This is a genomic window from Thermoleophilum album (assembly GCF_900108055.1).
GTDB classification, from domain to species: Bacteria; Actinomycetota; Thermoleophilia; order Solirubrobacterales; family Thermoleophilaceae; genus Thermoleophilum; species Thermoleophilum album.
On the sequence record NZ_FNWJ01000001.1, the window covers coordinates 506,500 to 531,081 of the forward strand.

Annotated in this window: 22 protein-coding genes and 1 tRNA gene; 10 read left to right on the forward strand and 13 right to left on the reverse strand. The window is 68.0% G+C overall.

Annotated elements, in window-relative coordinates; genetic code table 11:
- The first annotated feature begins 1 nt into the window (after position 1).
- Positions 2–685: an HAD family hydrolase gene (locus tag BLW41_RS02460; RefSeq protein ID WP_093115904.1), complete on the forward strand. Its 684-nt coding sequence runs from the start codon at positions 2–4 to the stop codon at positions 683–685.
- Here the strand turns inward: BLW41_RS02460 and BLW41_RS02465 are convergent.
- The 4 genes from BLW41_RS02465 to BLW41_RS02480 are packed head-to-tail and all read right to left on the reverse strand — an operon-like array spanning position 669 to position 3,997.
- Positions 669–1,514, reverse strand: coding sequence for a DMT family transporter (locus BLW41_RS02465; protein WP_093115905.1), 846 nt, complete (start codon positions 1,512–1,514; stop codon positions 669–671). The genes BLW41_RS02460 and BLW41_RS02465 overlap by 17 nt on opposite strands.
- Before the next feature lie 31 nt (positions 1,515–1,545).
- Positions 1,546–2,079, reverse strand: coding sequence for a thioredoxin family protein (locus BLW41_RS02470; RefSeq protein ID WP_093115907.1), 534 nt, complete (start codon positions 2,077–2,079; stop codon positions 1,546–1,548).
- Positions 2,076–2,447: a DF family (seleno)protein gene (locus tag BLW41_RS02475; RefSeq protein ID WP_093115909.1), complete on the reverse strand. Its 372-nt coding sequence runs from the start codon at positions 2,445–2,447 to the stop codon at positions 2,076–2,078. Before BLW41_RS02475 ends, BLW41_RS02470 begins: the two co-directional genes overlap by 4 nt.
- The gene (locus tag BLW41_RS02480) at positions 2,444–3,997 is read right to left on the reverse strand and encodes a DEAD/DEAH box helicase (RefSeq protein WP_143038543.1); all 1,554 of its coding nucleotides are present in this window, start codon (positions 3,995–3,997) and stop codon (positions 2,444–2,446) included. Before BLW41_RS02480 ends, BLW41_RS02475 begins: the two co-directional genes overlap by 4 nt.
- A 120-nt stretch (positions 3,998–4,117) precedes the next feature.
- Here BLW41_RS02480 and BLW41_RS02485 point away from each other — a divergent pair, with 120 nt between their 5' ends.
- The 6 genes from BLW41_RS02485 to BLW41_RS10855 all read left to right on the forward strand — a co-directional run bounded on the left by BLW41_RS02485 (position 4,118) and on the right by BLW41_RS10855 (position 9,357).
- Complete coding sequence (locus BLW41_RS02485) at positions 4,118–5,053, forward strand: PfkB family carbohydrate kinase (protein ID WP_093115913.1); 936 nt, start codon at positions 4,118–4,120, stop codon at positions 5,051–5,053.
- 369 nt (positions 5,054–5,422) lie between these two features.
- On the forward strand, positions 5,423–5,656 hold the full coding sequence (locus tag BLW41_RS02495) for a hypothetical protein (protein WP_093115917.1): 234 nt from the start codon (positions 5,423–5,425) through the stop codon (positions 5,654–5,656).
- A gap of 44 nt (positions 5,657–5,700) precedes the next feature.
- Complete coding sequence (locus BLW41_RS02500) at positions 5,701–7,089, forward strand: citrate synthase (protein ID WP_093115919.1); 1,389 nt, start codon at positions 5,701–5,703, stop codon at positions 7,087–7,089.
- Positions 7,090–7,800: 711 nt separating this feature from the next.
- The gene (locus BLW41_RS02505; RefSeq protein ID WP_143038544.1) at positions 7,801–8,166 is read left to right on the forward strand and encodes a hypothetical protein; all 366 of its coding nucleotides are present in this window, start codon (positions 7,801–7,803) and stop codon (positions 8,164–8,166) included.
- A gap of 40 nt (positions 8,167–8,206) precedes the next feature.
- A complete protein-coding gene (gene metF, locus BLW41_RS02510; protein ID WP_093115923.1) occupies positions 8,207–9,103 on the forward strand; it encodes a methylenetetrahydrofolate reductase [NAD(P)H] in 897 nt (298 codons plus the stop codon).
- An 11-nt stretch (positions 9,104–9,114) separates the two neighbouring features.
- The gene (locus BLW41_RS10855; RefSeq protein WP_177169271.1) at positions 9,115–9,357 is read left to right on the forward strand and encodes a TIM-barrel domain-containing protein; all 243 of its coding nucleotides are present in this window, start codon (positions 9,115–9,117) and stop codon (positions 9,355–9,357) included.
- 10 nt (positions 9,358–9,367) lie between these two features.
- On the opposite strand, the gene BLW41_RS02520 is transcribed toward BLW41_RS10855, so the two are convergent.
- Both BLW41_RS02520 and BLW41_RS02525 read right to left on the reverse strand, forming a co-directional pair.
- Entirely contained in the window at positions 9,368–10,300 is a 933-nt protein-coding gene (locus BLW41_RS02520) for an MBL fold metallo-hydrolase (RefSeq protein ID WP_218138201.1), read from the reverse strand.
- Positions 10,301–10,462: 162 nt separating this feature from the next.
- The gene (locus tag BLW41_RS02525) at positions 10,463–14,908 is read right to left on the reverse strand and encodes a multifunctional oxoglutarate decarboxylase/oxoglutarate dehydrogenase thiamine pyrophosphate-binding subunit/dihydrolipoyllysine-residue succinyltransferase subunit (RefSeq protein ID WP_093115929.1); all 4,446 of its coding nucleotides are present in this window, start codon (positions 14,906–14,908) and stop codon (positions 10,463–10,465) included.
- Positions 14,909–14,941: 33 nt separating this feature from the next.
- Between BLW41_RS02525 and BLW41_RS02530 the strand changes: the two genes are divergently transcribed.
- On the forward strand, positions 14,942–16,558 hold the full coding sequence (locus BLW41_RS02530; protein ID WP_218138202.1) for an FAD-binding oxidoreductase: 1,617 nt from the start codon (positions 14,942–14,944) through the stop codon (positions 16,556–16,558).
- 62 nt (positions 16,559–16,620) lie between these two features.
- Here the strand turns inward: BLW41_RS02530 and BLW41_RS02535 are convergent, their stop codons facing one another.
- The 7 genes from BLW41_RS02535 to BLW41_RS02570 form a co-directional block, all read right to left on the reverse strand.
- Positions 16,621–17,262 carry a chymotrypsin family serine protease gene (locus BLW41_RS02535; protein WP_143038545.1) on the reverse strand — a complete coding sequence of 214 codons (642 nt, stop codon included), beginning with the start codon at positions 17,260–17,262 and terminating at the stop codon, positions 16,621–16,623.
- Positions 17,263–17,955: 693 nt separating this feature from the next.
- Positions 17,956–18,753 carry an SDR family NAD(P)-dependent oxidoreductase gene (locus BLW41_RS02545; RefSeq protein WP_093115937.1) on the reverse strand — a complete coding sequence of 266 codons (798 nt, stop codon included), beginning with the start codon at positions 18,751–18,753 and terminating at the stop codon, positions 17,956–17,958.
- Between the two features lie 60 nt (positions 18,754–18,813).
- Positions 18,814–18,887 (reverse strand) — tRNA-Asp (locus BLW41_RS02550).
- Between the two features lie 160 nt (positions 18,888–19,047).
- The gene (locus BLW41_RS02555; RefSeq protein WP_093115939.1) at positions 19,048–20,484 is read right to left on the reverse strand and encodes a hypothetical protein; all 1,437 of its coding nucleotides are present in this window, start codon (positions 20,482–20,484) and stop codon (positions 19,048–19,050) included.
- The gene (locus tag BLW41_RS02560; protein WP_093115941.1) at positions 20,481–20,975 is read right to left on the reverse strand and encodes a cupredoxin domain-containing protein; all 495 of its coding nucleotides are present in this window, start codon (positions 20,973–20,975) and stop codon (positions 20,481–20,483) included. Before BLW41_RS02560 ends, BLW41_RS02555 begins: the two co-directional genes overlap by 4 nt.
- A 47-nt stretch (positions 20,976–21,022) precedes the next feature.
- Positions 21,023–21,631, reverse strand: a complete 609-nt coding sequence (locus tag BLW41_RS02565) for a hypothetical protein (RefSeq protein ID WP_093115943.1) — start codon at positions 21,629–21,631, stop codon at positions 21,023–21,025.
- A gap of 64 nt (positions 21,632–21,695) precedes the next feature.
- The gene (locus BLW41_RS02570; RefSeq protein ID WP_093115945.1) at positions 21,696–22,502 is read right to left on the reverse strand and encodes a response regulator transcription factor; all 807 of its coding nucleotides are present in this window, start codon (positions 22,500–22,502) and stop codon (positions 21,696–21,698) included.
- A gap of 158 nt (positions 22,503–22,660) precedes the next feature.
- Between BLW41_RS02570 and BLW41_RS02575 the strand changes: the two genes are divergently transcribed.
- Together BLW41_RS02575 and pstC are read left to right on the forward strand one after the other, a co-directional pair.
- On the forward strand, positions 22,661–23,596 hold the full coding sequence (locus BLW41_RS02575) for a PstS family phosphate ABC transporter substrate-binding protein (RefSeq protein ID WP_093115946.1): 936 nt from the start codon (positions 22,661–22,663) through the stop codon (positions 23,594–23,596).
- 42 nt (positions 23,597–23,638) lie between these two features.
- Positions 23,639–24,571 carry a phosphate ABC transporter permease subunit PstC gene (pstC, locus tag BLW41_RS02580; RefSeq protein ID WP_093115947.1) on the forward strand — a complete coding sequence of 311 codons (933 nt, stop codon included), beginning with the start codon at positions 23,639–23,641 and terminating at the stop codon, positions 24,569–24,571.
- Positions 24,572–24,582 lie beyond the last annotated feature (11 nt).

Consider the following 24,582-nt stretch of genomic DNA (forward strand, 5'->3'; position numbering starts at 1 on the left):
GATGTCCGTCCCCACTCCGAGCAGCGCACAGTTCAAACTGCCGGACGACACCGACGCTCGCCCGACCGCGTTGCTCGTCGACTTCGGCGGAGTCCTGACAACCAACGTCTTCGAGTCCTTTCGGGCCTTCTGCCGAGCGGAGGGACTGGATCCGGACGCCGTCAAGAAAACGTTCCGGGAACGACCCGAAGCGCTCGAACTTCTGCGTCGATTGGAGGTCGGTGAACTCGAGGAGGAGGAGTTCGCCGAGCGCTTCGGACCAATCATCGGCGTCCATCAGACGCGCGGCCTGGTCGACCGCCTGTTCGCAGGCATGAAGCCCGACGAGGCGATGATCGCAGCGGTCGAACGCGCCCGCGCAAACGGCATCAAGACGGGCCTTATTTCGAACTCCTGGGGACGGGGCCGCTACGACCGCGAACTGCTGCCGAAGCTTTTCGACGCGGTCGTGATCTCCGGGGAAGTGGGGCTGCACAAACCGCAACCGGAGATCTACGAGCTGGCCGCCGAGCGCATCCAGGAGCCCTGCGAGCGTTGCGTGTTCGTCGACGACCTGCGCGAGAACTGCGCGGGTGCCGAAGCGGTTGGCATGACCGCGATCCTCCACCGCGGCCCTGACTCGACTTTGCCGCAGCTCGAGCAGCTGTTTGGCGTGAGGCTGCGCGCCACTAACGGGCAGCGGTGACCAGCGCAACGCCTGCGAGCGTCGCCACGACACCCACGAACTGGGCACGCCGCAGACGTTCGGCCAGAAAGAAACGGGCGAGTAAGACAACCACCACCGGATAGAGCGAGGCGAGCGCCGCGCCAAGGCTCAACAGACCGATGCGCGAGGCGGTCGCGTAGAGCAGGTTCGCCGAGGTATCCAAGAACCCGATCAGGATTAGAGGGGCGAGCGTCCGAACGTCGCCCGACGGCAGTGACGGGCGAGCGACCACCATTGCCACGGTGAGGATCGTCACCCCGGTCACTCGGTTGGCCGCGAGCGCCCAAGATGGCGAGCGGTCGGCGGCGCCATCCATCGCAACAAAAAACAGCCCGAAGCCGAGCGCGGCAAGCAACGCGTAGGGAACACCGGGCGCCAGGCTCGCCGCACTACCGCGCTGGTCGCGTTCTAGCGAGGCGAGCGCTGCGCCCACCAGCACCGCCAAGACGCCGACCAGCTGGAGCGCCCCCGGGTGCTCGCCCCGGGCGATGCCGACCGCTACTGGGAGCGCCGCACCGGCCGCGGAGAGGGGCGCGACGAGCGACATCGCGCCGACTGCGAGCCCGCGGTAGAAAGCGGCAAGGCCGCCGATCCCTGCGACCGACGAGAGCGCGGCGAAGGCGAGGTCGTCAGTGGGTGGCCGCGGTGGACTGGTCACGACCAGCACGAGTGCGCTCAGCAGCAGTCCCACGGCCTGGGATACCCAGAGGACGACGAGCACCCTCGTGCGCCGCGCCGCCAGCCCAGCGATGAAATCAGAGACGCCCCAGGAGACGCCGCTGATAGCGGCGAGCGCGAGCGCGGTCACAGGTAGCGGTTACGACTTAGCGGGCGCGTGGTTACCTCTTCCACTTCACCGAGCAGCCGACCGGCTCCGTTTCTTGCCGGTCGGGAAGGCGCCCGGCGAGCAGTGCGTCGAGTGCTTCGCGCAGCCACGACGCCCGCTGCGAGGGCTCCTGGTAGTCGGCGTCCGGAGCCCCTCGATAGACGAGCTTGCGCGCGCCATCGAAGACGAACACGTCGGGAGTTGTCTTGGCGCCGAAAGCCCGTGCGACTTCTTGACTTTCGTCGCGCAAATACGGGGCCGGCCAGCCCCCTTCGCGAGCGACACGCTCCTTCATCGCTGAGAACGAATCGTCCGGGTAGCGATCAGCGTCGTTCGGGTTCACGAAGAAAAAGGCGACGCCGCGATCTTGGTAGTCACGGACTACGTCGAGCAGCCGATCGTGCCAAGCGAGCGCGTACGGACAGTGGTTACAGGTGAACACCACCACGGTCGCCGACGATCCCGCCTCCTCGGGCAGCGTGTGGATGCGGTCGTCGGTATCAGGCAGCGAGAAACTCGGCATCGGATCACCGATCGCGAGACTCATTGGCCAGGCACCTCCTTATCGAGTTCGCCGTTTCGCCCCAGCGCTGCCGCTACAAACGCGCGCAGCTGGTCGCGATCCGGAAGTGGCGAGGGGCGACCATCAGGAAGCCGATAAAGGCGGCAGGTAAGTCGATAGGGAGCGTTCGCTGGTTGGAATTCGCGCCCGTCGATCCGAATCGTTGGCGAGCCTGCAAAGCGCTCGCGTTGCGCCTGCTCTTCGCTCTCGACCTGCCGCAAGACGACGGTGCTTTCGAAGTCCAGGCCCAGCTCCTCCACTATGCCCCGCAACATCTCGAGCACTCGAGGCGTCGAGGGGCAGCCCTCCCACCACAACACCTCGATCTTCGGCTGTTGCTGACGTTCGCTCACGGCAGCACCTCGGCACGCGAGCGCGTCCGCCCGAGGCGCTTGCCGCTGACCGCGCGGGCAAGCTCACGCGCGCGCTCCGCCGGGACCTCGCAGAGGCTGAAGAGCTCGAGAACCCGCACCCGCCGCACGTCCTCGTGCTCGATCGCGCCGCCATTGACGACGAGCGCCAGCACGTCCTTCGGCTCGACCCCATGGGCACGACCGCCGCGCAGCAAAAGGCGCGCGTAGGACCCGCCCTCTGGGCGCCGCGGCTTGGTATGGCGAGGGCGGCGCCGGCGCCTAGCGGGCCGCTCGGCGCGCTGGTCGACCTCTAAGCCCGCCCGCCAGGCGGAACGTTCTTGCGCCGGCCGGCCGGTGCGCCGTTCGGCCCGCTCGTCAGCGGGCCGTTGCGCCGGCTGGTCGGTCCGCTGATCCGCCCGCTGCTTTTGGCCCTCACCACCGTCCCAAGGTTGCAAGCGCACACCCGCGTGCCGTTCGATCGCCTCGACTTCCCTCTGTTCTCGGGGTGTGACGAGCGTGATCGCGCGCCCGCGTTCGCCGGCTCGCCCGGTGCGGCCGATGCGGTGCACGTAGACGTCGGGCGAATTCGGAATGTCGTAGTTGATCACGTGGCTCACACCGGTTATGTCGAGGCCTCGTGCTGCCACATCGGTCGCCACCAGCAAGCGCTCACGGCCCGCCTTGAAAGCGATCATCACGCCGTCGCGAGCCCCTTGGGACATGTCGCCATGCAGTGTCTTTACGCGCACTCCGGCGTCAGCCAGGCGGCGTGCCAAGCGATCGACACCGACCTTGGTGCGCACGAACACGATCGCCTGGCGAGGACGCTCCCTTGTCAGCACCCGCACCAACGCATCCGGCTTGTCGCGCTCGTCGACGTCGAGGCGGAACTGCTGCACGCTGTCGACCGCCAGCGTTGGCGCCGGCACCGAGATCTCGACCGGCTCAATCATGAAATCTTCCGCCAGGCGACGGATCGCGGGGGGAATTGTCGCCGAGAACAAGGCGGTCTGACGACCCTGCGGAGCGCGCTTGAGAATCGCCCGCACCTCGTCGAGGAAGCCGAGATCGAGCATTTCGTCGGCTTCGTCGAGCACCACGAAGCGGGCGTCGCTGAGCAGCAGGTGGTGGCGGCGGATCATGTCGAGCACACGGCCGACGGTGCCCACGACGATCTGCGCCCGGCCCGCTAGACGCGCCGCCTGCTCGCGTACCGGTACACCACCGAAGAGCGCGACGACCTCGACGCCCCGCACCTCACCGTAGGCACGCAGCGCCTGCGTTACCTGGATGCAGAGCTCGCGGGTCGGCGTCAGCACCAACCCCTGGACTGCGTCATCGGTGGGATCTACGTACTGAATCATTGGCAGTCCAAAGGCTGCTGTCTTACCGGTGCCGGTCTGCGCCTGCCCGATCACGTCGCGGCCGGCCAAAAGTGCCGGGATTGCGCGCTCCTGAATCGGCGTCGGCGCCCCGTAGCCGAGGCGCTCCAACGCCGCGACGATGCTCGGTTCGAGACCGAGATCGGCAAATCTCCTGACGTCGCCCATCCGGTCGCGGAGGTTATTCGGCAAGCAGCGCCCAGCGACAATGCCGCCCAGCAGCGCGCAGCGACAGTGCCTTGCCAGCGCTTGCACACCGCCACGCACCCGCGGTTAGGCTTCCCGCGCATGGCCCTGACGGTCGTTGGATCTGTCGCCTTCGACTCCGTACGCACGCCTTTCGGCGAGCGCGAACGCATGCTGGGCGGCTCGGCCACTCACTTTTCGCTGGCGGCCAGCTTCTTTTGCGAGGTGAACCTCGTCGGGGTCGTCGGCGAGGATTTCGACGAGCGCTACGAACGGCAGCTCACCGAGCGCGGCATCGACACCCAGGATCTGCAGCGCATCGCTGGCGGTAAGACGTTCTTCTGGAGAGGCCACTACGACTTCGCCCTCAACACCGCACACACCGACACGACCGAGCTGAACGTCTTCGCTGACTTCGACCCGCAACTCGGCGAGCGCTCACGGAATGCGGAGATCGTCTTCCTCGCGAACATCCAGCCGCAGCTGCAACGGCGTGTGCGGGCTCAGTGTCGGCGGGCGCGCCTGGCCGCGCTCGACTCGATGAACCTGTGGATCGACAGCGAGCGCGAGGAGTTGCTACGCGCGATCAGCGAGGTTGACGTCGTGTTTATGAACGACGCCGAGCTGCGCATGCTCACGCGACAGCCGAACCTGGTGCGTGCTGCCCGCGAGTTGATGGCCCGCGGCCCCCGCGCGGTCGTCGCGAAGCTCGGCGAGTACGGCGCCTCGCTGTACACACCGGAGGGCTTCTTCTCGCTACCGGCGTATCCGCTTGAGAGCGTCGTCGACCCGACCGGCGCGGGCGACTCCTTCGCGGGTGGCTTCCTCGGTTACCTCGCAGGCCTCGGCGAGGCCGACATCGACGAATCGGTTCTGCGACGGGCGATGACCTATGGCTCGGTGATGGCCTCGTTCAACGTCGAACGTTTCGGCTGCGAGCGGGTGCTCGAACTGACGCGCGCCGAGATCGACGAACGCTTCGAGGAGTTCAGACGCATGACCGCGATCGAGGCGCTGCCGGCGGGCGAGCGCGCTTGACCCTCTCCCGCTAGGGGCTCGGCAAGCGCGAGCGCAGCGGCTAACCTCGGGTCGTGGACTGGGGTTTCCTGTGGCTCGCGTTCTTCGTCAAGCTGCCGATGCTCTCGCTGCTGGCGGTGGTCTGGTGGGCCCTGCGCAAGTCGCCTCCCGTAGCGCACGCTGGAGACGACCCGGAAGGCGGAATCCGTCCGCGCGCAGACGAACGCCCGCGCCGCCCTGGCCCCTGGCCCGCGCGCAGAGGTCCGCACGGCGGCAACGCTGTCACGGTGCCCGCGCGACGGAGCTCCCTGCGGGCGTCGCCGCGCCGTCGGCCGCACCGCTCGAGACGAGACCGGCCAACCCCCAGGATCGGCTAGATTCGAGGCGCTGATGGAGCTCTTCTACGTCCTCGGCGGAGCGTTTGCGGCGTGGGCGGTGGTGATCGCCGCGATCGGCATCAATCGACCGAGCTTCCCGTCGTCGACCGGGGCTCAGCGCCTGGTGATCGCAGCCAGCGTGCTGCTTGCCGTCGCGGCCCTGGCGAGCGTCGTCTACGCCAGCAGCACACGTGAGCAAGACGGCGACCAAGCACATGGCGCCGTCCACACCGTGCAAGCGAGTTAGGGAATTCTCAGGAAAGGGCGCGAAGAGAGATGCCTGACGCACCGATGCAGGTCGTCGACAGCGGTAGCGCCACGGCGGCACCGCGCGATTCGCTGACAGTCATCGACAACCGCACCGGCCGCAGCTATGAGCTACCGATCACGGACGGCACGATCCGTGCCCGCGATCTGCGACAGATCAAGGTCGACGAGGACGACTTCGGCTTGATGAGCTACGACCCGGCTTTCGACAACACCGCGTCGTGTCGCAGCTCGATCACTTACATCGACGGGGAACGCGGGATCCTCGAGTACCGCGGCTACCCGATCGAGCAGCTTTGTCAACGCTCCACCTACCTCGAGGTTGCGTACCTGCTGATTTACGGCGAACTGCCGACGCGCGAGCAGCTCGACCAGTGGGTTTACGAGGTCACCCACCACACCTTCGTGCACGAGAACATCAAGGCCTTTATGCAGGGCTACCGCTATGACGCCCACCCGATGGGCATGCTGCTCGGATGCGTAGGTGCCCTTTCGACCTTCTATCCCGAAGCGAAGCGCATCGACGACCCGCAAGAGCGTCACATGGCGGCGGTGCGCTTGATCGCGAAGATGCCCACGCTCGCGGCCTTTGCCTACCGCCACAACATGGGGTTGCCCTACGTCTATCCCGACAACGACCTCTCCTACCCGGGCAACTTCCTCTCGATGATGTTCAAGATGACCGAGCTCAAGTATCGGCCCGACCCACGGCTCGAGCGGGCGCTCGACGTGCTGTGGATCCTGCACGCCGATCACGAGCAGAACTGCTCTACGAACGCTGTCCGCAGTGTTGGTTCCTCGCGGGTCGATCCCTACTCGGCCATTGCAGCCGGCGTCGCGGCGTTGTACGGGCCGCTGCATGGCGGTGCCAACGAGCAGGTCGTGAGGATGCTCGAGGAGATCGGATCGGTCGAGAACATCCCCGACTTCCTAGCCGCGGTTAAGCGTCGCGAGCGGCGCCTGATGGGCTTCGGCCACCGCATCTACAAGAACTACGATCCGCGCGCTCGCATTATCAAGGAGCACGCCTACGAGGTCTTCGAAGTCACGGGCAAGAACCCGAAGATCGACATCGCGGTAGAGCTGGAAAAGCGGGCGCTCGAGGACGAGTACTTCGTCTCGCGCAAGCTCTACCCGAACGTCGATTTCTACTCCGGGTTGATTTACGAGGCGTTGAACCTGCCTAAGGAGATGTTCACGGTGATGTTCGCGATCCCCCGTACCTCCGGATGGATCGCGCAGTGGCTGGAGATGCTTAAGGACCCGGATACACGGATCGCCCGCCCCCGCCAGATCTACACCGGCGCACGCAACCGCGATTACGTCCCGATCGAGCAGCGCGAGCAACTGGTCGAGACGCCGACCGGCGCCGAGGGTTTCACCAACGCAGTCAACCCCGAGCGCCAGCGCTGATCGTGCGCGAAACCGGCCAGCAGCGGAGCCGCGCCGAGCGGCGGTAATCGCTTCTTCGCGACTGCGAACGCTCGAAGAACGCGTTGCGGCCGGCGCCCAGGCGCCGGCCGCAACGCTGATCCGAAGCCGCTCTTGCCGGTCCCGCCTCCGGACTCGAGCGCAGTTCGGTCTTGCTAGGCGGCGACTACTACACCGCCGGTACCCCCGTCTGAGCCGCTGTTCGATCCACCGCTGCTGGGCGCGGTCGGTGATGCGGATGCACAGGGCGCGAGCGCCGGTGAGCGCTCCGCGGCCCTCGCTGTACCGACGCCGCCGCCGATCGCCATCTGCTCGCCACGCAGGAAAGCGGGCGGCGTCGGATCGCCCGAATTGGTGACAACGTACCCGCCTCGCCAGGAATTTTCAGCCTCGTTACAGGTCACGGCGGACGCCCCCGCCAGCGATGCGAGCATGATCGCGAGTGCGCTCCCCGCCAGAGCAGCCGCCCTCCTACCTCGTATCTGTCGCACTCCCACCTTGCTCCGTTCTCGTCGTGTGCGGCGACGGCGGTCTCGTGGTCTGCCCGCACTACTCGCGCCGCCACTGCTTCCGCCTCCGTTTTCGAAGAACGGCAAAGACGCCGTCAACCGCGAGCCGCAGCGACTGTTCTCGACGGATGTCCGAGTCGCGGCAAGCCTGCCCACGCAGCGAGTTAGCTTTGTCCACACAGCCGTGCGACCGGTCGTGTTGACGGTTCGAGAGGGTCCCCGGGCTCACCGTGAGCGCACCGACTCGCGGGAAGCGGCACTCGAGCGACTGGGTGCGCTGCTCGAGCCGGTCGTCGAGCGCGCGCGGGCCGCCCAGCGGCCACGCCTGCTTGGCCGCCTGACGCGCGAAATTCCGGCCAAAGAGATCGTCTACGCGCGCTTCGAGCTCCGTGGAGCGGGTCGACCGTGCGGCGTCGACGTCCGCGCAGACGGAAGCGTCGTCCCCTTCAGCGGCCGCTGGCGGCGCCGGCCACTGAGCGCACCGACGACGCCGAAAGGCGCGATTCGCGCGTTGTCTGCGCACCTCTCCGAAGAGCCGTTTAGCACGTAGCTAGGCGCCGTAGGGCGGAGCGGCGAATAGTCTCTCGGCGATGCGAATCGATCAGATCCTGCGGGAACGGCGGCCGGTTTTCTCGTTCGAGTTCTTCCCGCCGCGCACCGACGAGGGGCAACGCCAGCTCGAGGAGACGATCGCCGTACTCAGAGACGACCGCCCGGATTTCGTTTCGGTGACGTACGGCGCCGGCGGCTCCACACGCGAGCGGACGGTCGAGGTCACCAAGTGGATGAAACAAGACCTCGGTATCGAGGCCATGGCGCACCTCTCCTGCGTCGGTGAGCCGGTCTCGCGACTGCGGGAAATCCTCGATGAGCTGCAGGCCGCGGGAATCGAGAACATCCTGGCGTTGCGTGGCGATCCCCCACGCGGCGAAAGCGAATGGCGACCGCACCCCCAGGGTCTCCGTTACTCGGTCGAACTGATACGACTGATCACCTCGAACTACGACTTCTGCGTCGGGGCGGCCTGCTTCCCTGAGGTTCATCCCGAAGCCGAAAGCCTCGAAGAGGACTTGCGCTATGCGCGTCAGAAGGTCGAGGCCGGCGCAAGCTTCCTGATCACGCAGCTGTTTTTCGACAACGCCCTCTACTTCGATTTCGTCGACGAAGCGCGCGCACACGGCATCGACGTGCCGATCATCCCCGGCATCATGCCGATCACCAACTACAAGCAGATCAAGACGATCACCGGCATGTGCGGGGCGTCGATCCCGCGGTCGTTGGAGCGCGAACTGCGGGCGCGTGCCGACGATCCCGACTCGGTGCTGGAACTCGGCGTCGCCTACGCCACCTTGCAGTGCTCGGACTTGCTCGCGCGTGGCGCCCCGGGCATCCACTTCTACACGCTCAACCGCTCGACGGCGACGCGCGCGATTCTCGCCGCACTGCGCGCGGCGCACCCCTGGACGCGTGCGGGAAGCGTGGTGTAGGCGGCGGTCGTTTGCGCGCCGCCGCACAGGATCAAGAGTGGCTGCTGGGGCCAGACGTCTTGGTCGCGCCAGTCGTCGTTGAGGGTGCCCGCTCCCGCGACGTTTACTTCCCGCGCGGATGCTGGCGTGATCCCCGCTCTGGGCGTGCTTACCGCGGTCCGCGGACCGTTAGGGTCGCGGCGCCGCTCGGCCACCTGCCGTTCTTCTTCCGCTGCGGCACGCGGCCTTTCCGCGTGCCGCCAGCAACGCCCTGAGCGCGGCCTACTAATGGGCGCGTGCGCCAGTCGTTGCGGCGGCGCTCCAGACGTGCTGGCCGTCACGCTCGCTGACCTGCGCCTCACCACGAACCTCGAGGTAGCGCAGGTAGCACAGCGTTTCCGAAAGTCCCCAACTGATCGCGTACTCATCGCGCGGCTCGCGCCCGAGCAGATGGGGAACGATCTCGAACGGCGTGAGCTCGCGCTCCGCGATCGCGGCCCGCACACGCGCGATGCGCTCGTGCACCTCGCGCCGGTTGGCCTCGATCAAGGCTCGAGCGTCGCGGAAGGGGCGGCCATGTCCGGGCAAAACGAGACCGATCGGCAGCGGCTCCACGACGTCAAGGCTGCGCAGGAACTCACCGGCCGGATCGGGTGTGTAGCCGTAGTCGTAGTACAGCGAGACGCGCCCCAGGAGATGATCGCCCGAGATCAAAAGCTCGCGCTCGGGCTGGTGCAGAACGACGTGAGAGGGCGCGTGGCCGGGGGTTTCGTAGACACGCCATCGGCCCAAATCGGTCTCGACCTCGACGCCGTTCACGAGTTCACGGTCGGGCAGTACGACGCGGGCGACACCCAGACCTTGACCGCGCCGCCGCTCCTCATAGGCGCGCAGCAGTTGCTCGGGCACGCCACTCTGCCGGGCAACCTCGAGGCGCAGGCGGAAGGCGCGGTCGGGAGCGGCTGCTGCCTTCGTGACGTGTCCATGGTTCGGGTGCATCCACAGTTCGCAGCCGGCGCGCTCGACGATCGGGCCGGCCAGCCCGTAGTGGTCGGAGTGGGCGTGGGTGCACACCACGAGGCGCACGTGTTCGATCCGCAGGCGCGCCTGCTCGAAGGCGAGCTCGAGCTGCCGCAGGGCGCCAGCCTCGTACATGCCGGTGTCGACCAACACGACGCCGTCACCGGCGGCGATCGCCCAGGCGTTGCAATGGGGCACGCCGGGCCACGGAAGCGGTAACCGCAGCCGCCAGAGCCCCGGAAGCACGCGATCTGCTCGAGCTATCGTTCGCCGTCGCTCAACGCTCATTGGAAGCCCCCATTGCCGCCTTCTCCGATCGCTCCGCGGAACTCCTACGGCGGCAGCCGGCCCCGTGGGCTTTCAGAGAACCGGCCGCTGCGCCGAGATGTCCGGCTCGAGCGTGTCTTGCTCGAGATCGAGCGCCACCCGCACGATCCGCGCCTGCTCACGCCGATGCGCAACCGCGTAACCCTCGCCGGGAGCGGCGCGCAGCTGACGTCCGACGTAGTCGTAGGAGAGGTGCTCGGGCAGGATTTTCGCCATCCGCCTACGCACGTAACCACGCGCGCCCATGTTGCGTGGCTCCTCCTGCACCCAGACGACGCGCTCGAGGTTCGGATAGCTCGCCATCAGCTCGGCGATCTCGCGCTCCGGGAAGGGGTAGAGGAGCTCTATCCGAGCAACCGCGATGTGGTCGCACGCTAGTCGGCTCTCGTGACCCTGGATCTCGTAGTAGATCTTGCCCGAGCAAAGGACCAGCTTGCGGATGCGGTCCCGCGCGATCGGGTGTTGCTCGTCCGGCTGGGTACCTGGAGGCGCCACCAGCGGATCCTCGATCACCCTTTGGAAGGAACCCTCGGCGAGCTCGTCGACGGTCGATACGCACTGGGGGTGGCGGAGCAGGCTCTTCGGCGTCAGCACTATCAACGGCCGCACCACGGAGGTCAAAGCCTGCCGCCGCAGGAGATGGAAGTACTGCGCTGGGGTGGTGCAGTTGGCGACCCGAATGTTGCCTTCAGCTGCGAGTTGCAGAAAACGCTCTGGGCGAGCGCTCGAGTGCTCGGGCCCGGCGCCCTCGTATCCGTGCGGCAAGAGCAACGTCAGGCGCGAAGTTTGCCCCCACTTGGCGAGACCGGAGACGATGAACTGGTCGACGATCACTTGGGCAGCGTTGACGAAATCGCCGAACTGCGCCTCCCACAGGACCAGGGCATCCTGCGCCTGCACGCTGTAGCCGTATTCGAAGCCGAGGCAGGCGGCCTCCGAGAGCGGGCTGTTGTGCAGCTCCATCGGCGCGTGCGCGAGGCTGAGATTCTGTATCGGCACCCAGCGCTCGCCGGTGCGTGCGTCGTAGAGGGCGAGATGGCGCTGGCTAAAGGTGCCGCGGACGGTGTCCTGACCGGTTAGGCGCACCGGGATACCAAGCGCCAGAAGCGAAGCGAAAGCGAGCGCCTCCGCGTGCGCCCAGTCGACCTTTCCGTCCGGCTGCTCGAACGCTTGTCGTCGCCGCTCCAAGAACGGCCGCAGCTTGCGGTGCACCTCGAATCCCTCCGGGACGCGCACGAGCTCGTCGTTGAGCTGCTGCAAGAGTTCACGGTCGACCGAGGTGCGGGGCTCTCGACTCATCGTCTGGTCGAGCTCGTCGCTAGCTTCGCACTTCGCCTCTTGCTCGCCACTCACCGCCGCCTGGCGTCGCAGCTCCTCGTGCTCGGCGGCGATCGCGTCGAGCGCCTGCTGGAAGATCGACTCGGCCTCGTCCTGCGCGATCACGCCCTCCCGCTGCAAGCGTTCGGCGTAGATCTTCCGCACCGGCGGGTGCTTGCGGATCCGCTCGTACATCGTCGGCTGGGTGTAGGCGGGCTCGTCGGTCTCGTTGTGGCCGTGACGCCGATAGCCGACGACATCGATCAGTACATCCCGTCCGAAGCGCGCGCGGTAGGCGAAGGCCAGGCGCACCGCAGCAATGCAGGCCTCGACATCGTCGGCATTGACATGGATCACGGGAATATCGAAGCCCTTCGCGAGGTCCGAGGCGTAGCGCGTCGAGCGGCCCTCATCGGGTTCGGTGGTAAAGCCCAACTGGTTGTTCGCGATCAGGTGAACTGTGCCACCCGTCGTGTAGCCGTCGAGACCGGAGAGGTTGAGCGTCTCGGCAACGATCCCTTGCGCCGGGAAGGCGGCGTCGCCATGAATCAGCACGGGAACCACGGCCGTCGGGTCGCGCTTCAGTCGCGGTCCGCTGCGGTCACTCTGGTCGGCGCGCGCACGGCCCTCGACCACCGGGTCGACGAACTCGAGGTGGCTGGGGTTCGGGGACAGCGTCACCGTCAGCTCTTTGCCCGACGCGGTCCGCCGTACCCCGGAGGCGCCGTAGTGATATTTGACGTCGCCGGTGCCACCCTCCGGCGCGGCGGTGTCGATGTCGGGCGTCCGTTCGGCTTCGAACTCCGCGATGATCTCCCGGTAAGGGCGACCGACAACGTGCGCCAGAACGTTCAGGCGCCCCCGATGCGCCATCCCGAGCACGACCTCGCGGGCGCCGTTCTGAGCCGCCAGCTCGATCGTCTCGTCGAGCATCGGCACGAGCATGTCGAGACCCTCGATCGAGAACTGCTTTTGCCCGAGGAACGTGCGGCGCAGGTACTGCTCGAGCGCCTCGACCTGCGATAGGCGCTCCAACAGCCGGCGCTTCTGTTCGGCCGGCAGCGGTTTGCGGAAACGGCCCGACTCGATCGCTTGCCGCAACCAAACGCGCTGGCCGTGATCGGAGATGTGCTCGATCTCGTAGGCGATCGTTCCGCAGTAGGTCTCGCGGAGATGGGGGAGGGCTTCGGCAAACGTCTCGCCCGGTACCGCGACGCGCAGGATCCGCGCCGGAATCTGCTCCATCAGCTCAGGCGTGAGGTTCACGGTCGCCGGATCGAGCGCCGGGTCGCCGACCGGTTCCGAGCCGAGCGGATCGAGTCGCGCCGCCAAGTGCCCGTGCATGCGGTGCGCCTTGACGACCGAGGTGGCTGCCTGCACCGCCTGCATCAGCGCCTCGTCGGGAATCTCTGGCGCCGCGGGTTTAACCGCTGCCGGCACCGGTTCATCGGCGGTAACCGCCGCCTCGCGCTCGGTTGCCTGGTCCGGCAGCTCGATGCCGAGGTCCGCCGCGACCCGCTCGTAGAAGCCGTCCTTACCCTGCAGGAGCTCGTCGATGCGGGCCAGGAAGGAGCCCGACTCCGCACCCTGGATGACACGGTGGTCGTAGGTCGAGGTCAGCGTCATCACCTTGCTGACGCCGAGCTCGCGCAGGCGGTCGGGGGGAATCTTGCGAAGCCCAGGCGGGTAGCCGATGGCGCCCGCCGCAACGATCGTGCCTTGACCCTCCATCAGGCGGGGAACCGAGGCCACGGTGCCGATCCCGCCGGGGTTGGTGAGCGTGATGTTGGCGCCCTGGTAAGCGTCGGGCGTGAGGGTGCCGTCGCGCGCACCTGCGACCAGTTCGTCGTAGCGCTGACGGAAGGTCGCGAAGTCGAGCTCACTGGCCTCGTGAATGACGGGCACGAGCAGTGAGCGAGCCCCGTCGCGTCGTTCGACGTCGACCGCGATGCCGAGACTGATCGTCCTTGGCACCAAACGCACCGGCTTGCCCTCGCGCTCGGCGTAGGAATGGGCCATCACCGGCCAGTCGCGAGCGGCCTGCACGATCGCCCACGCAATCAGATGGGTGAAGGAGAGGCGGGCACCAGCGGCCTTGAACTGTCGGCGGCGGCGATCGAGCTCGTCGACCTCGAGCGTCCGGAAGCTGGTTGCTGTAGGTATTGAGCGGCTGCGCTCCATGTAGCGGGCGAGCGTGGCCGCCGGCCCCCGCAGCGGCACCTCCTCGACTTGGCCGGAAGTGGTCGCCGGTGCAGCAGCCACACCAGCCCCGGTCGCTTTTTGAGACGCCGGCGCGCGGGAGGACTGCCGGTCCGTGCCGCCGCCGTTCGTCGCCGCCGCACGCAGCACGTCGTCCTTCGTGATCCTGCCCCGCGGGCCACTTCCAACGACCTCGGCGAGGTTCACCCCGTGAACTTGCGCGGCGCGCCGCGCCACCGGGGTCGCACACACCGCAGCGTCGTCGGCCGCCGGTCCCTGCCGAGCGGGTGCGGTCGCGGCGGTCGATCCGTCTCCCCCGGCAGCCTCGGAGACCCCCGCAGGGGCCGCTGAGATCCGGCACAACACCGCCCCGACCGGCACCGTATCGTCGGGTCCGACGAGGATCTCCGTGACGACGCCATCAGCCGGCGCGGGAACTTCGGCGTCGACCTTGTCGGTCGAGATCTCGACCAGCGGCTGGCCTTTCGTGACCCGCTCGCCGACCGCGACGCGCCACTCGACGACCGTGCCCTCCTGTACCGATTCGCCCATTTGCGGCAACGTGACGTCGATCAGCGCTGCTTCCGCGCGCCGCTCGCCGCCGTCGCGGTCGCTGCCGCTTTCTCGATCGCTGCCGCGGTCGCGGTCGCTGCCGCCGCCTTCGCTGCCTCGCTCGGCCGGCGGCGCCGGTGACGTCGCGGCTGCCGCCTCCTCGACCGCGATCTCACCGAGCACGGCGCCCACCGGAACGGTCTCGTCGGGCCCCACCGCGACGCGGACAAGAACACCTGACGCCGGCGCGGGAACTTCGGCGTCGACCTTGTCGGTCGAGATCTCGACCAGCGGCTCGCCTTCTTCGACGCGCTCCCCGACCTGCTTGCGCCAGCCGATGACCGTACCCTCCGAGACCGACTCCCCCATTTGGGGCATCTCGATCGCGACGGTCGCGGCGGGTGCGGACATCCGTCCTTCAACTGTACCGTCCGACACCAACTTGTGATTTCGGCCACAGGAGCGGCAGCCGAGGAGGGGCAATTGGAGGAGAGCGGCGCCAACGAGCGTTGGTGGGGCTGGGCTACACCCTCACCCGCACCACCGATCGCCGACGACGTTCGTAGGGCTATCAGGGAGCGGCTCGGCTTCGGCGCAGACTGGGTGGAAGACCCGGTGCCGCCCGAGCGCGCGACGATCGCACCTTCCCGCGTTGCGATCCCGCGAGCTCTGGCCGAGCTCTTGAGCGACGACCCGCGCGACCGCGCCCTTCACACCTACGGTCAGTCCTACCGGGACCTGGTGCGCTCGTTGCGCGGTTCCTTCGAGACCGCACCCGACCTCGTCGCACGACCGCGCACGGAGAGCGACGTTGAGCGCCTGCTCGCCTGGTGCAGCGAGGAGCGGCTGGCAGCGATTCCGTTTGGTGGCGGTACGAGCGTGGTTGGCGGGGTCGAGCCGCGTGTCGAGGGCGACTACCGGGGTGTGGTCACGATCGACCTTTCCCGCCTTGCGCGCGTCCGCGCGGTCGACCGCGAGTCGCTCGCCGCCTGCATCGAGGCCGGCGCCACCGGACCCAAGCTCGAGCAGCAGCTCCGCGCGCACGGGCTCACCCTGCGCTTCTACCCGCAGTCGTTCGAGCGCTCCACCCTCGGCGGGTGGCTGGCGACGCGCGCGGCTGGTCACTTCGCAACCTTCCAGCAGCACATCGACGAGCTCGTGGAGTCGATCACTGCGGTCACGCCAGCAGGGCTTTGGCAGAGCCGCCGGCTTCCCGGCTCGGGAGCGGGACCGAGCCCCGATCGCTGGCTGCTTGGTTCGGAGGGAACGCTCGGCGTGATCACCCATGCTTGGCTGCGGGTGCGCCCGCGACCGCGCTACCGAGCGCGCGCTTCGGTCGCCTTCGGCGACCTTCACGCCGCCGCCTCAGCGGTGCGCTCGCTTTTGCGAGCGGAGCTCGAGCCGGCGAACCTGCGTGCACTCGACGCTGACGAGGCTTACGTGACGGGCGCGCTTGACGAGCGCCGAGCGTTGCTCGTGATCGGGCTCGAGTCGGCGGTCGAGCAGCAAGAAGGGGAGCTTGAGCAGATCTTGGACGTCTGTCGGGCAAGCGGCGGAGAGATCGTCGACCGTGGCGCCCAGAGCGGCAGTGCGGAGGGCGTTTGGCGTTCGGCATTCACCGCCGCTCCCTACCTCCGCGACCTCCTGGTACGCGCAGGGGTGCTTTGTGAGACGTTCGAGACGGCGATCACCTGGGAGCGGTTCGGCGAGTTCGTCGAGCGCGTGCGCCAGACGACCCGCCGGGCCGTCGAAGAAGTCTGCGGCGCCGGCCTTGTGTCCTGCCGGATCACGCACTTCTACCCCGACGGCTGCGCGCCTTACTTCACCGTCCTCGCGCCGGCTCGGCAGGGCGACGAGTTGCGTCAATGGGACGAAATCAAGGTCGCGGCGTCAGAGGCCATCCTGGCGGCTGGCGGCACGATCACTCATCACCATGCCGTCGGACGCGACCACCGCGAGTGGTACCGCCGCCAGCGTCCCGTCCCCTTCGCCACCGCCCTGGCTGCCGCCAAGGCGAGCATCGACCCAGCCGGTATCATGAACCCCGGCGCTCTGCTGTAGCAGCGCTCCGCTAGGCCGCGGCGACCGTTTGCCTACACGCGTGGCCGGGTCCGCGACGCGACCTACAGGAGCGGCGCGGTGCGCAGGGCGAGCGAGGTTCCGAGCGCTCGCTCGGCTCGTGCGAGCTGCGGTGCAAGGCGGGTGATTCCGATCGTCCCGGCATCGGCACCGCTGGTACCAACCGAGCCTGCGTGCACACCAACCGTCACGAGGATCCCAACCGCCGCGCCATTCGGCGTGATCACCCCGCTTCCCGAATCACCGGGTAGCGCAACCCCGACCGCGAAGACGTGATCGGGGTCCGCGGTCGACGGCGCCACAGCCGACCGTGCGGGCACCGTTTGACCGAGCAATAACCCCTGGCCGAACCAGTGCAGCAGCTGCGGATTGCTAGCGCGCGTTGTGTAGATGCCGGTCGGCCCGCCGAAGTGACAGACCTGGGGGCTGGCCGTCACACCTGGGTCCAGGCGAATCAGCGAGAAGTCGTAGGGGTCCTGGAGAATCGCGTAGGCGAACTCGCCGATCCGTCGACCGCTGGCATCGCGTGCAGCGGGTCCCTGTCCAGGCGCCCAGGTGCGCTCCCCGGCGTCACTCGCGAACGGCCCCTCACCGAGGATGCAGTGGCCAGCGGTGGCGATGTAGTTACGTCCGTCGCCACCGCCGAAGAGGAACGCAAGCGTGCACTGGCCGACGTCCGAGCGCACCACCGCGCCAGGCCGAACCCCCGGGCAGGAACCGGTACCAATGGGGGTCGCGGAGGTCGTCTGGCGGTCGCCTCCGGTCTGCCCGCCGCTACCACCGCTCTGCCCGCCGCTGCCGCCGCTACCACCACCGCTCTGCCCGCCGCGCGAACCGCCACCTTGCGAGGGCTGCCCGCCACGACCGCCGTCGCTCGGCGTACGGCAGGAGGGAGCGGAACGAGGGGCCGAACGGTCGCGGCGCGCGGATGCCGCACGCGCCTTGCGGGCGCTGCGAGCGCGCCGGCAGCTGCTCGAACGGGCGGTAGCAGCGCTGTACTTACGGCCGCCGCCTTTTCGGCCCGCCCGCCTCACGCGGGTGCTTCGGCAGCTTGCCGAGGCGCGCCGTTGCGTAGCGCTCTTGCCGCTCTTGGCCGACCCTTTGCCGGCGACGGCCGCGCGCACCGCCTGGTCGCGGGAGGAGCCCGCCCGCGCGCCGTCCGACGCGAAACCACTGAAACCGAGCGCCGCCAGCGCGATCGCGATGATCATCAGCACGGTGCCGCTCGCTGGCGCGAAACGACGGTTACGACCACCTCCGAGAAGTCGGCGTCGCATCCCCTGCCCTCCGTTGTCCGGGCGGAACTCCCGCAGCTCCGCCGTCGACGCGTTTGATCGTAGCGGCCTGCGCTCCGGCGTGCGCAGCCTCCTGGGCTGCCACTAACGCTTGTGCGTTTGGGCGCTGGCGATCCGCTGGGCGATCTCGCGCGACCCGAGCCGCCGCTGGATCGAGGCGACGAGCGTCGGTGCGACCGAGGCGATGCGTGCTCCGGCCCGCATCGGCAGCGGCGCGACATCGATCTCGGCTTTGCCTCGCTCGATGCCTGAAACAACCGCCCGCGCGACGTCTTCGGGCGAGCGGGTACCGACACCGGGGGGTAGGCGCACACCGGTCTCCGCGAACATCCCCGCCTCGCGGACAAAGCCCGGGAAGATCGCGGTTACGCCGACGCCGGTGCCGTGCAGATCCTCGCGCAGCCCGAGCGCGAAGCCGCGCAGCCCGAACTTCGTGGCCGAGTAGAGCGCGCTAGCGGGCGGCGCCACCTTCCCGGCGAGCGACGACATGAAAACCAGATGGCCGCGTCCGCGCTCGACCATCCCGGGAAGCAGCAACCGCGTCAGCATGATCGGTGCGCGCAGGTTGACGCTGAGCGCGCGATCGATTTGCTCGCCGGTGAAGTCGAGCAGCGGACCGCTGGCCGGCAGTGCGGCATTGGCAACCAGCACGTCAACCGGCCCGGCCTCGCGCGCCAGACGCTCGACTTCGCTTGGCTGCTCGAGGTCGGCGGGGATCACTTCGCTCGGACCCTCAAGCGAGCGCGCGAGCCGCTCGAGCTGTTCACGACGACGACCGCTCAGCACCAAGTGCCCGTTGCGGCGGGAGAGCTCCCTAGCGATCGCGGCGCCCAGACCGCCGGTGGCACCGGTTAGGAGTATGCGCGCGCCATCGATCTTCATCGGCCAACACGGGACCCAACGCTCTGCGCACTAGCGCCCGAGCTCTCGGGAAGCGCAGGACGCGAGCGACGGGACTCGAACCCGCGACCTCCGGCGTGACAGGCCGGCGCTCTAACCAACTGAGCTACGCCCGCTAGGCGGTGCCCGAGGATAGCGCCGCCCAGGCCACCCCGCTCGCTCGCGCGCGGCGCGCCGCCCCGCTCACCGTCGCGCGGCGCTGCCCTGGCCTTCGCTCGGCGCTGTCCCGCCTTTCGCGCGGCGCTGCCCAGCCGTTCGCGCGGCGCTGCCCTCGCCCTAGGCGTTCGCTTGCGAAAGCAACCAAAGCGCGAGGCTAGTGAAGAACACCATCACCGCGAGCATCCAGTACTGCGACCTGAGCGCTTCGCGGGGACCGCGGAAGAGGGCGAGCGCGCGGTCGTGCGCCAGAACCAGCCCGGCGACGTGCCCGACGACGACGAAGCCCACTTGGAGGTACCAGAGCGTCGCCGACCCGATGAGGTTGTAGTCGACCTGCCAATGGGCGGTGCCGAACAAGTCGCTGCCGCGTCCGAGCGGGTCGGATGCGAGATAACCGAGCGCCTGGCCCTGAAAGGCCAAAAGCGAGAAGTAGTGGGCGGCGACGTAGGCAAAGGCGATCGGCACGAGCGACGGCACGAACAGCTCCGCGAGGCGGCGTGTCCCGCCACCACCCGCGCCGCCAGTGGCTGCCCGAACACCCGCGATACCCAGTCGGAAAAGTCCCCAGACGAGCAAGATGCAAAAGACCAGCCCGAGCGCCGAGGCGACCTGAGTGCCTAGCGCGGGCGACGCTCCGAGCCCTTCGAAAGCGCGGGAGATGCTCGGCGCAAGCGACGCCCAGAGCTCCGACTCGGCGCCGCCGTCGAAGGTCACCGAACCGATCATCGTCGCCACGAACGGAACGAGGCCGGGAGACGGCCGCAGCGCCGCAAGTCCAGCAAGCGGTGGCCGCAAAAGGATTCGCCGACCGCGCCGCTCGAAGGGCGCGATACTCGCCAGCAACCCGAAGTAGACGCCAAAGGCATCGGCCTTGCGGCTCCAAGGTTCGACGCCGAAGAGAGCCATCCCGACCAACGCCCAGCCGCTGTAGACGAGGGCGGCGAGCGCCACCGTGCGCGGCTCGGAGCCGTTGGCGTTGACGAGTTCGAGCGCCACGAAGGCAATGAAGCCAACCAGCGCCGGCCACACGCCCAGGCGCTCGGGGTATCCACCTAGCAGCGGGCGGAACCCCAACTTACGGGCAACTCCACCGAGCGCACGACCGAGCGCCCGCCAAGGACTCACCAGTCGATAGACATCTCCGAGCGCGACCGAGACGAAGGGCAGTCCAACCCAAAACACAACGAAGACAAGTGTTGGTGCAAGGTTGTCGGTCGGCACCTGCGCACCCTCGAGGCCCGCGTACACGGTGAGCGCCAGGAGCCCCACCGAGAGCACTCCGGCGAGGGCCTCCAAAGCCGGCGCGGTAAGGACCCGCGCAAGCGCCGGCGGTAGCTCGCGACGGGGCTCGTAACCCTCGAGCAACGGCCGGCTCCAGAGGGTGCCGAGCGCGACGAACGAGACCACGAGCACCAGGCAGGCAGCCCACGCGAACAGCCAAGCCGGGATCGGGAGGTCGCCGCGCACGACGATCCCGTGCGCGGCGACCGGCTGCGGAAACCAGAGGCTGGCGGCAAGCGCGCCAGCAGTGAGGAGCCCGACGGTTCGTCTCATCGTGGCCGCACTTCCAAGCGCGCCAAGCGTTGGTCAGTGGTGTGCGACTCGAGCTCGAACGACCCCTCGATCGACGCCTCGAAACGGAACACCGCGGGTTCGCCGGGCGCGGCATCGCGTTCCAGATCGAAGCCGTGCAGGTGCAACTTCTCGGGCTGGTCGGAGCGCACCTCGATCAGCACCTGATCGCCCTTCGAAACCTCGATCCGGCGCGGGCCCGCGACCACTGCGTGATCGCGCAGGGTCAGCAGGAAACGGCGCGGCGCGGCCAGCGAACGGCCTGCCGGTCGCGGCGCGGCGGTCCCGGAACGGGGCTCTCCGGCGCGCGCCTCGCTGGTAGCAGCGGGCGCTCGGCTGAGGGCCGTCTTGGAAGCGGTCGTCGTGGAGCTCGACCGCTGGCCGTCGCCGCCGGGACGCAAAACCAGGTAGCCCACGACCACAACAACGACACCAGCGATCACGACAAGCAGACGTGCGTTGCGATCGAGCACGAAAGTTCCTCCTTCGGTCGGCGCCGCCGGCGGCGACGCGCTCTCCTTCAGCGGTCGATTAACCGAGGGAGGAGCGAAGGCGGTGCTCTAGACGCGACGCTGCCGATCAGCCGAGCCTGCGCAGGTCGCCGAGCGCGGCTCCACGAGGGAGTGAACGAGGGCACTCTCGGAAGCGCTCTGCGTACCGCTCGACGAAGCTCGTCGACGACTGCCGCAACGGCCTGAGCGGCCTGCTCTTGGCCGCGCTCGAGCGCGACGATCACCCGCGCGAGTAGACAAGCCGCGGGCACCACGACAAGGAGGCCGCGGTCGAAAACCACGGTTAGCGGATCGCTGCCGCTCAAGATCGCTTCTGCTAATTCCTGCGCGAGATGGCCGGCGACCAAGAAGACCGCTAGACGCGCGAGCGACAAGCGCGCGAGGCGCGCTTGGCGTTCGTCGGCTCCGCTTATCAGAAGCGCCGCCCCAGCGACGATCGCCCCGCCCACCAGCACTTCCAGTAACGCGAAGTAGTGGTGCGCGTCGGCGGGCGCCGGCAGCCCGGCTCCAATCAGTGGAGCTAACGCGTAACGCGCCTGGTGTAGGACGAGGAGCGCAGCGGCGAACAGCGCGAAGCTGCGAACAGCGATCGACCGCCGCGCGACACCCTGGATCACAAGGCGGAGTATGCCAACTCGAAGTCCGGGCCCAGGGGACCCGATAGCCGCTAGCTACCTGGCATCAGCTGCCGACCGCACGGAGCCGTGCCGGGCGGGGCACGTCGCTGGCAGCTGAGGGGCGCTGGTCGCCGGTCGCATGCGCCTGGTCGCCCGGCGCCTCGGCCGCCAGCGGCTCCCGTGGCCGCGGGTCGAAGCGGTAGCCGATCCCGAAGTGGGTGTGGATGTATTCGTAGTCGGGGGAGACCGACTCGAGCTTCCTGCGCAACTTGCGCACGAATACATCTACGGAGCGGTCACCGTGCGCCATCGTGTAGCCCCACACCGCGCGGTAGATGTCTTCGCGCTGGAGAACGCGGCCGCGGGACTTCGCCAGCACTTCGAGTAGTTCGTACTCGCGCCGCGTCAGATCTGCGCTGCGGCCGTGCGCGAAGGCCTGGTACTGCTCGGGGCGAATCTCGAGCTCGCCAGCGCGGATCGTCTCCTCCTCACGACGGCCGAGCAGACGCAGCCGCCCGCGCAGCGCGGCTTCGACGCGCGCGACTACCTCTTCTGGATGGCACGGCTTGGTTATCCAATCGTCGGCACCGAGCCGCAGTCCGCGCACGCGTTGAGCGACCGTCGAGCGCTCTGTGCAGACCAGCACCGCCATCGCCGGCACTTCCTCGGCGACGCGCTCGAGCCATTCCCAGGCAGCCGGCCCGAACAGCGCGACGTCGACGACCAGCGCGTTGACGCGCGCGGCCGCGAACTCGTCGAGGCGCGGCGGCGCCTCGAAGCGGCGGCAGCGCCAGCCGAGCGCTTCCGCGCGCTTGAGCAGAACCTGTACGAACCCGGTGTCGGTATCGAGCACCGCCAGCGTGACGGCCATTACTGCGAGCGTACCCCAGCCGCGTGATCGGGGCCCGCGCGTGGGCACGAGGAGTTCACACGTCGTTCACAACCTCGCCACAGCCCGGTAACAGGCTTCCGCTCAGTCCCTGTGAATCTCGCCGGCCAGACCGCGCAAGCGAGAGAAGGAGATCGGAAGTGCGAAAGATCCGCTTAGCGAGCTTCTCGATGGCCGTGATCGCGGTTTCGGGACTGGCCGCTTGCGGTGGCTCGGGAGGTGGCTCGAAGGGCCTCTCGGGCACCATCCGCATCGACGGTTCGAGCACCGTCGCCCCCCTCAGCGAGGCCGCCGCCGACGAGTTTCAGAAGGAGCATCCCGGCGTGCGCGTAACCGTCGGCACGTCCGGTACCGGCGGCGGATTCGAGAAGTTCTGTCGCGGCGAGATCGACATCTCGGATGCGTCGCGGCGAATCGAGCCTGACGAAGAGGCGCTCTGCCGCAAGAACGGTGTCGCGTGGGCGGAAGTGCAAGTCGCCAACGACGGCATTGCGGTTGTCACCGCCAAGAACAACGACTTCCTGAGCTGCCTGACGGTCGCCGAGCTGCGCAAGATCTGGGACCAGGGCTCCAAGGTCAAGACCTGGAACCAGGTGCGCCCGAGCTTCCCGAACCGTCCGATCGAGTTGTACGGACCGGGCACGGACTCCGGCACCTTCGACTTCTTCACCGAGAAGATCAACGGCGAGGAAGGGCGCAGCCGCACCGACTACAACGCCAGCGAGGACGACAACGTCCTCGTCCAGGGCGTCTCGGGTAACCCCAACTCCCTCGGTTACTTCGGGCTCTCCTACTACGAGCAGAATCAGGACAAGTTGAAGCTCGTGAAGATCGACGCCGGCAACGGCTGCGTCGCACCGAGCAAGGAGACGGTCCAGAACGGCACCTACAAGCCGCTCTCGCGTCCGCTCTTTATCTACCCGAGCCGCAAGGCGCTCAAGCGCCGCGAGGTGCGCGAGTTCGTGCGCTTCTACATCGACAACGAGGCGAAGCTGACCAAGCGCGCGCTCTTCGTCGACCTAACGGACGCGCAACAGCGCCGCGCGCGTCAGGAAGTCGAGCGACTGGCCCGCTGAGGAGGAACGCTGCCGACCTCTGATTCGAGCAACGTCGGAGCGATCGTCGCCCCGAGACGCCCGGTCGGGCGTCTCGGGGCGCGGCGCGTTCGCTGGAGCGAGCGCTTTGCGTTCGCCGCCCTAGCGACGTGTGCGGTGCTCTCGGTCGCAACCACGGTGGGGATCGTGGTGGCGTTGCTGATTCCCACGATCGAGTTCTTCCAAACGGTCGACCTTTTCGACTTTCTCACGGGCACCAAGTGGTCGCCGCTCTTCGCCGACGCACACTTCGGTGTGTTGCCGCTCGTCAGCGGGACACTGTTGACAACTTTTTGGGCCCTCTGCATTTGCATCCCGTTCGGGCTCGGCGCAGCGATCTACCTGAGCGAGTACGCGCCCGAGCGGGCCCGCCGCATCCTTAAGCCAATCCTCGAGGTGCTGGCGGGTATCCCGACGGTCGTTTACGGCTTCTTTGCGCTCGTCTTCGTGACCCCGCTGCTGCAGAAGATCTGGTTCTTGCCGGGTAATCCACCCTCGACCTTCAACGCGCTCTCGGCGGGTCTTGTGATGGGCGTGATGATCTTGCCAACGGTCGCGTCGATCTCTGAAGACGCGATGTCGGCAGTGCCGCGCGGGCTTCGTGAGGGCGCCTTCGCCCTTGGCGCGACGCGGCTACAAGTGGCTACCCGAGTGGTGGTGCCAGCGGCCCTCTCGGGCATCGTCGCGAGCTTCGTGCTCGGCATCTCGCGGGCCGTCGGGGAGACCATGATCGTGCTGATCGCGGCCGGCAACCAACCCAACCTCACGATCGATCCGACCAAGCCGGTCCAGACGATGACCGCGTTCATCGCAGCGGCCGGCATCGGCGACCAGCCGACCGGCAGCATCGGCTACAAGACGATCTTCGCCGTCGGCACCACGCTGTTCGTGATGACCTTCCTCATGAACCTCGTGAGCGCGCGCCTGGTGCGCCGCTTCCGGGAGGCGTACGAGTGAACGCCGCCGAC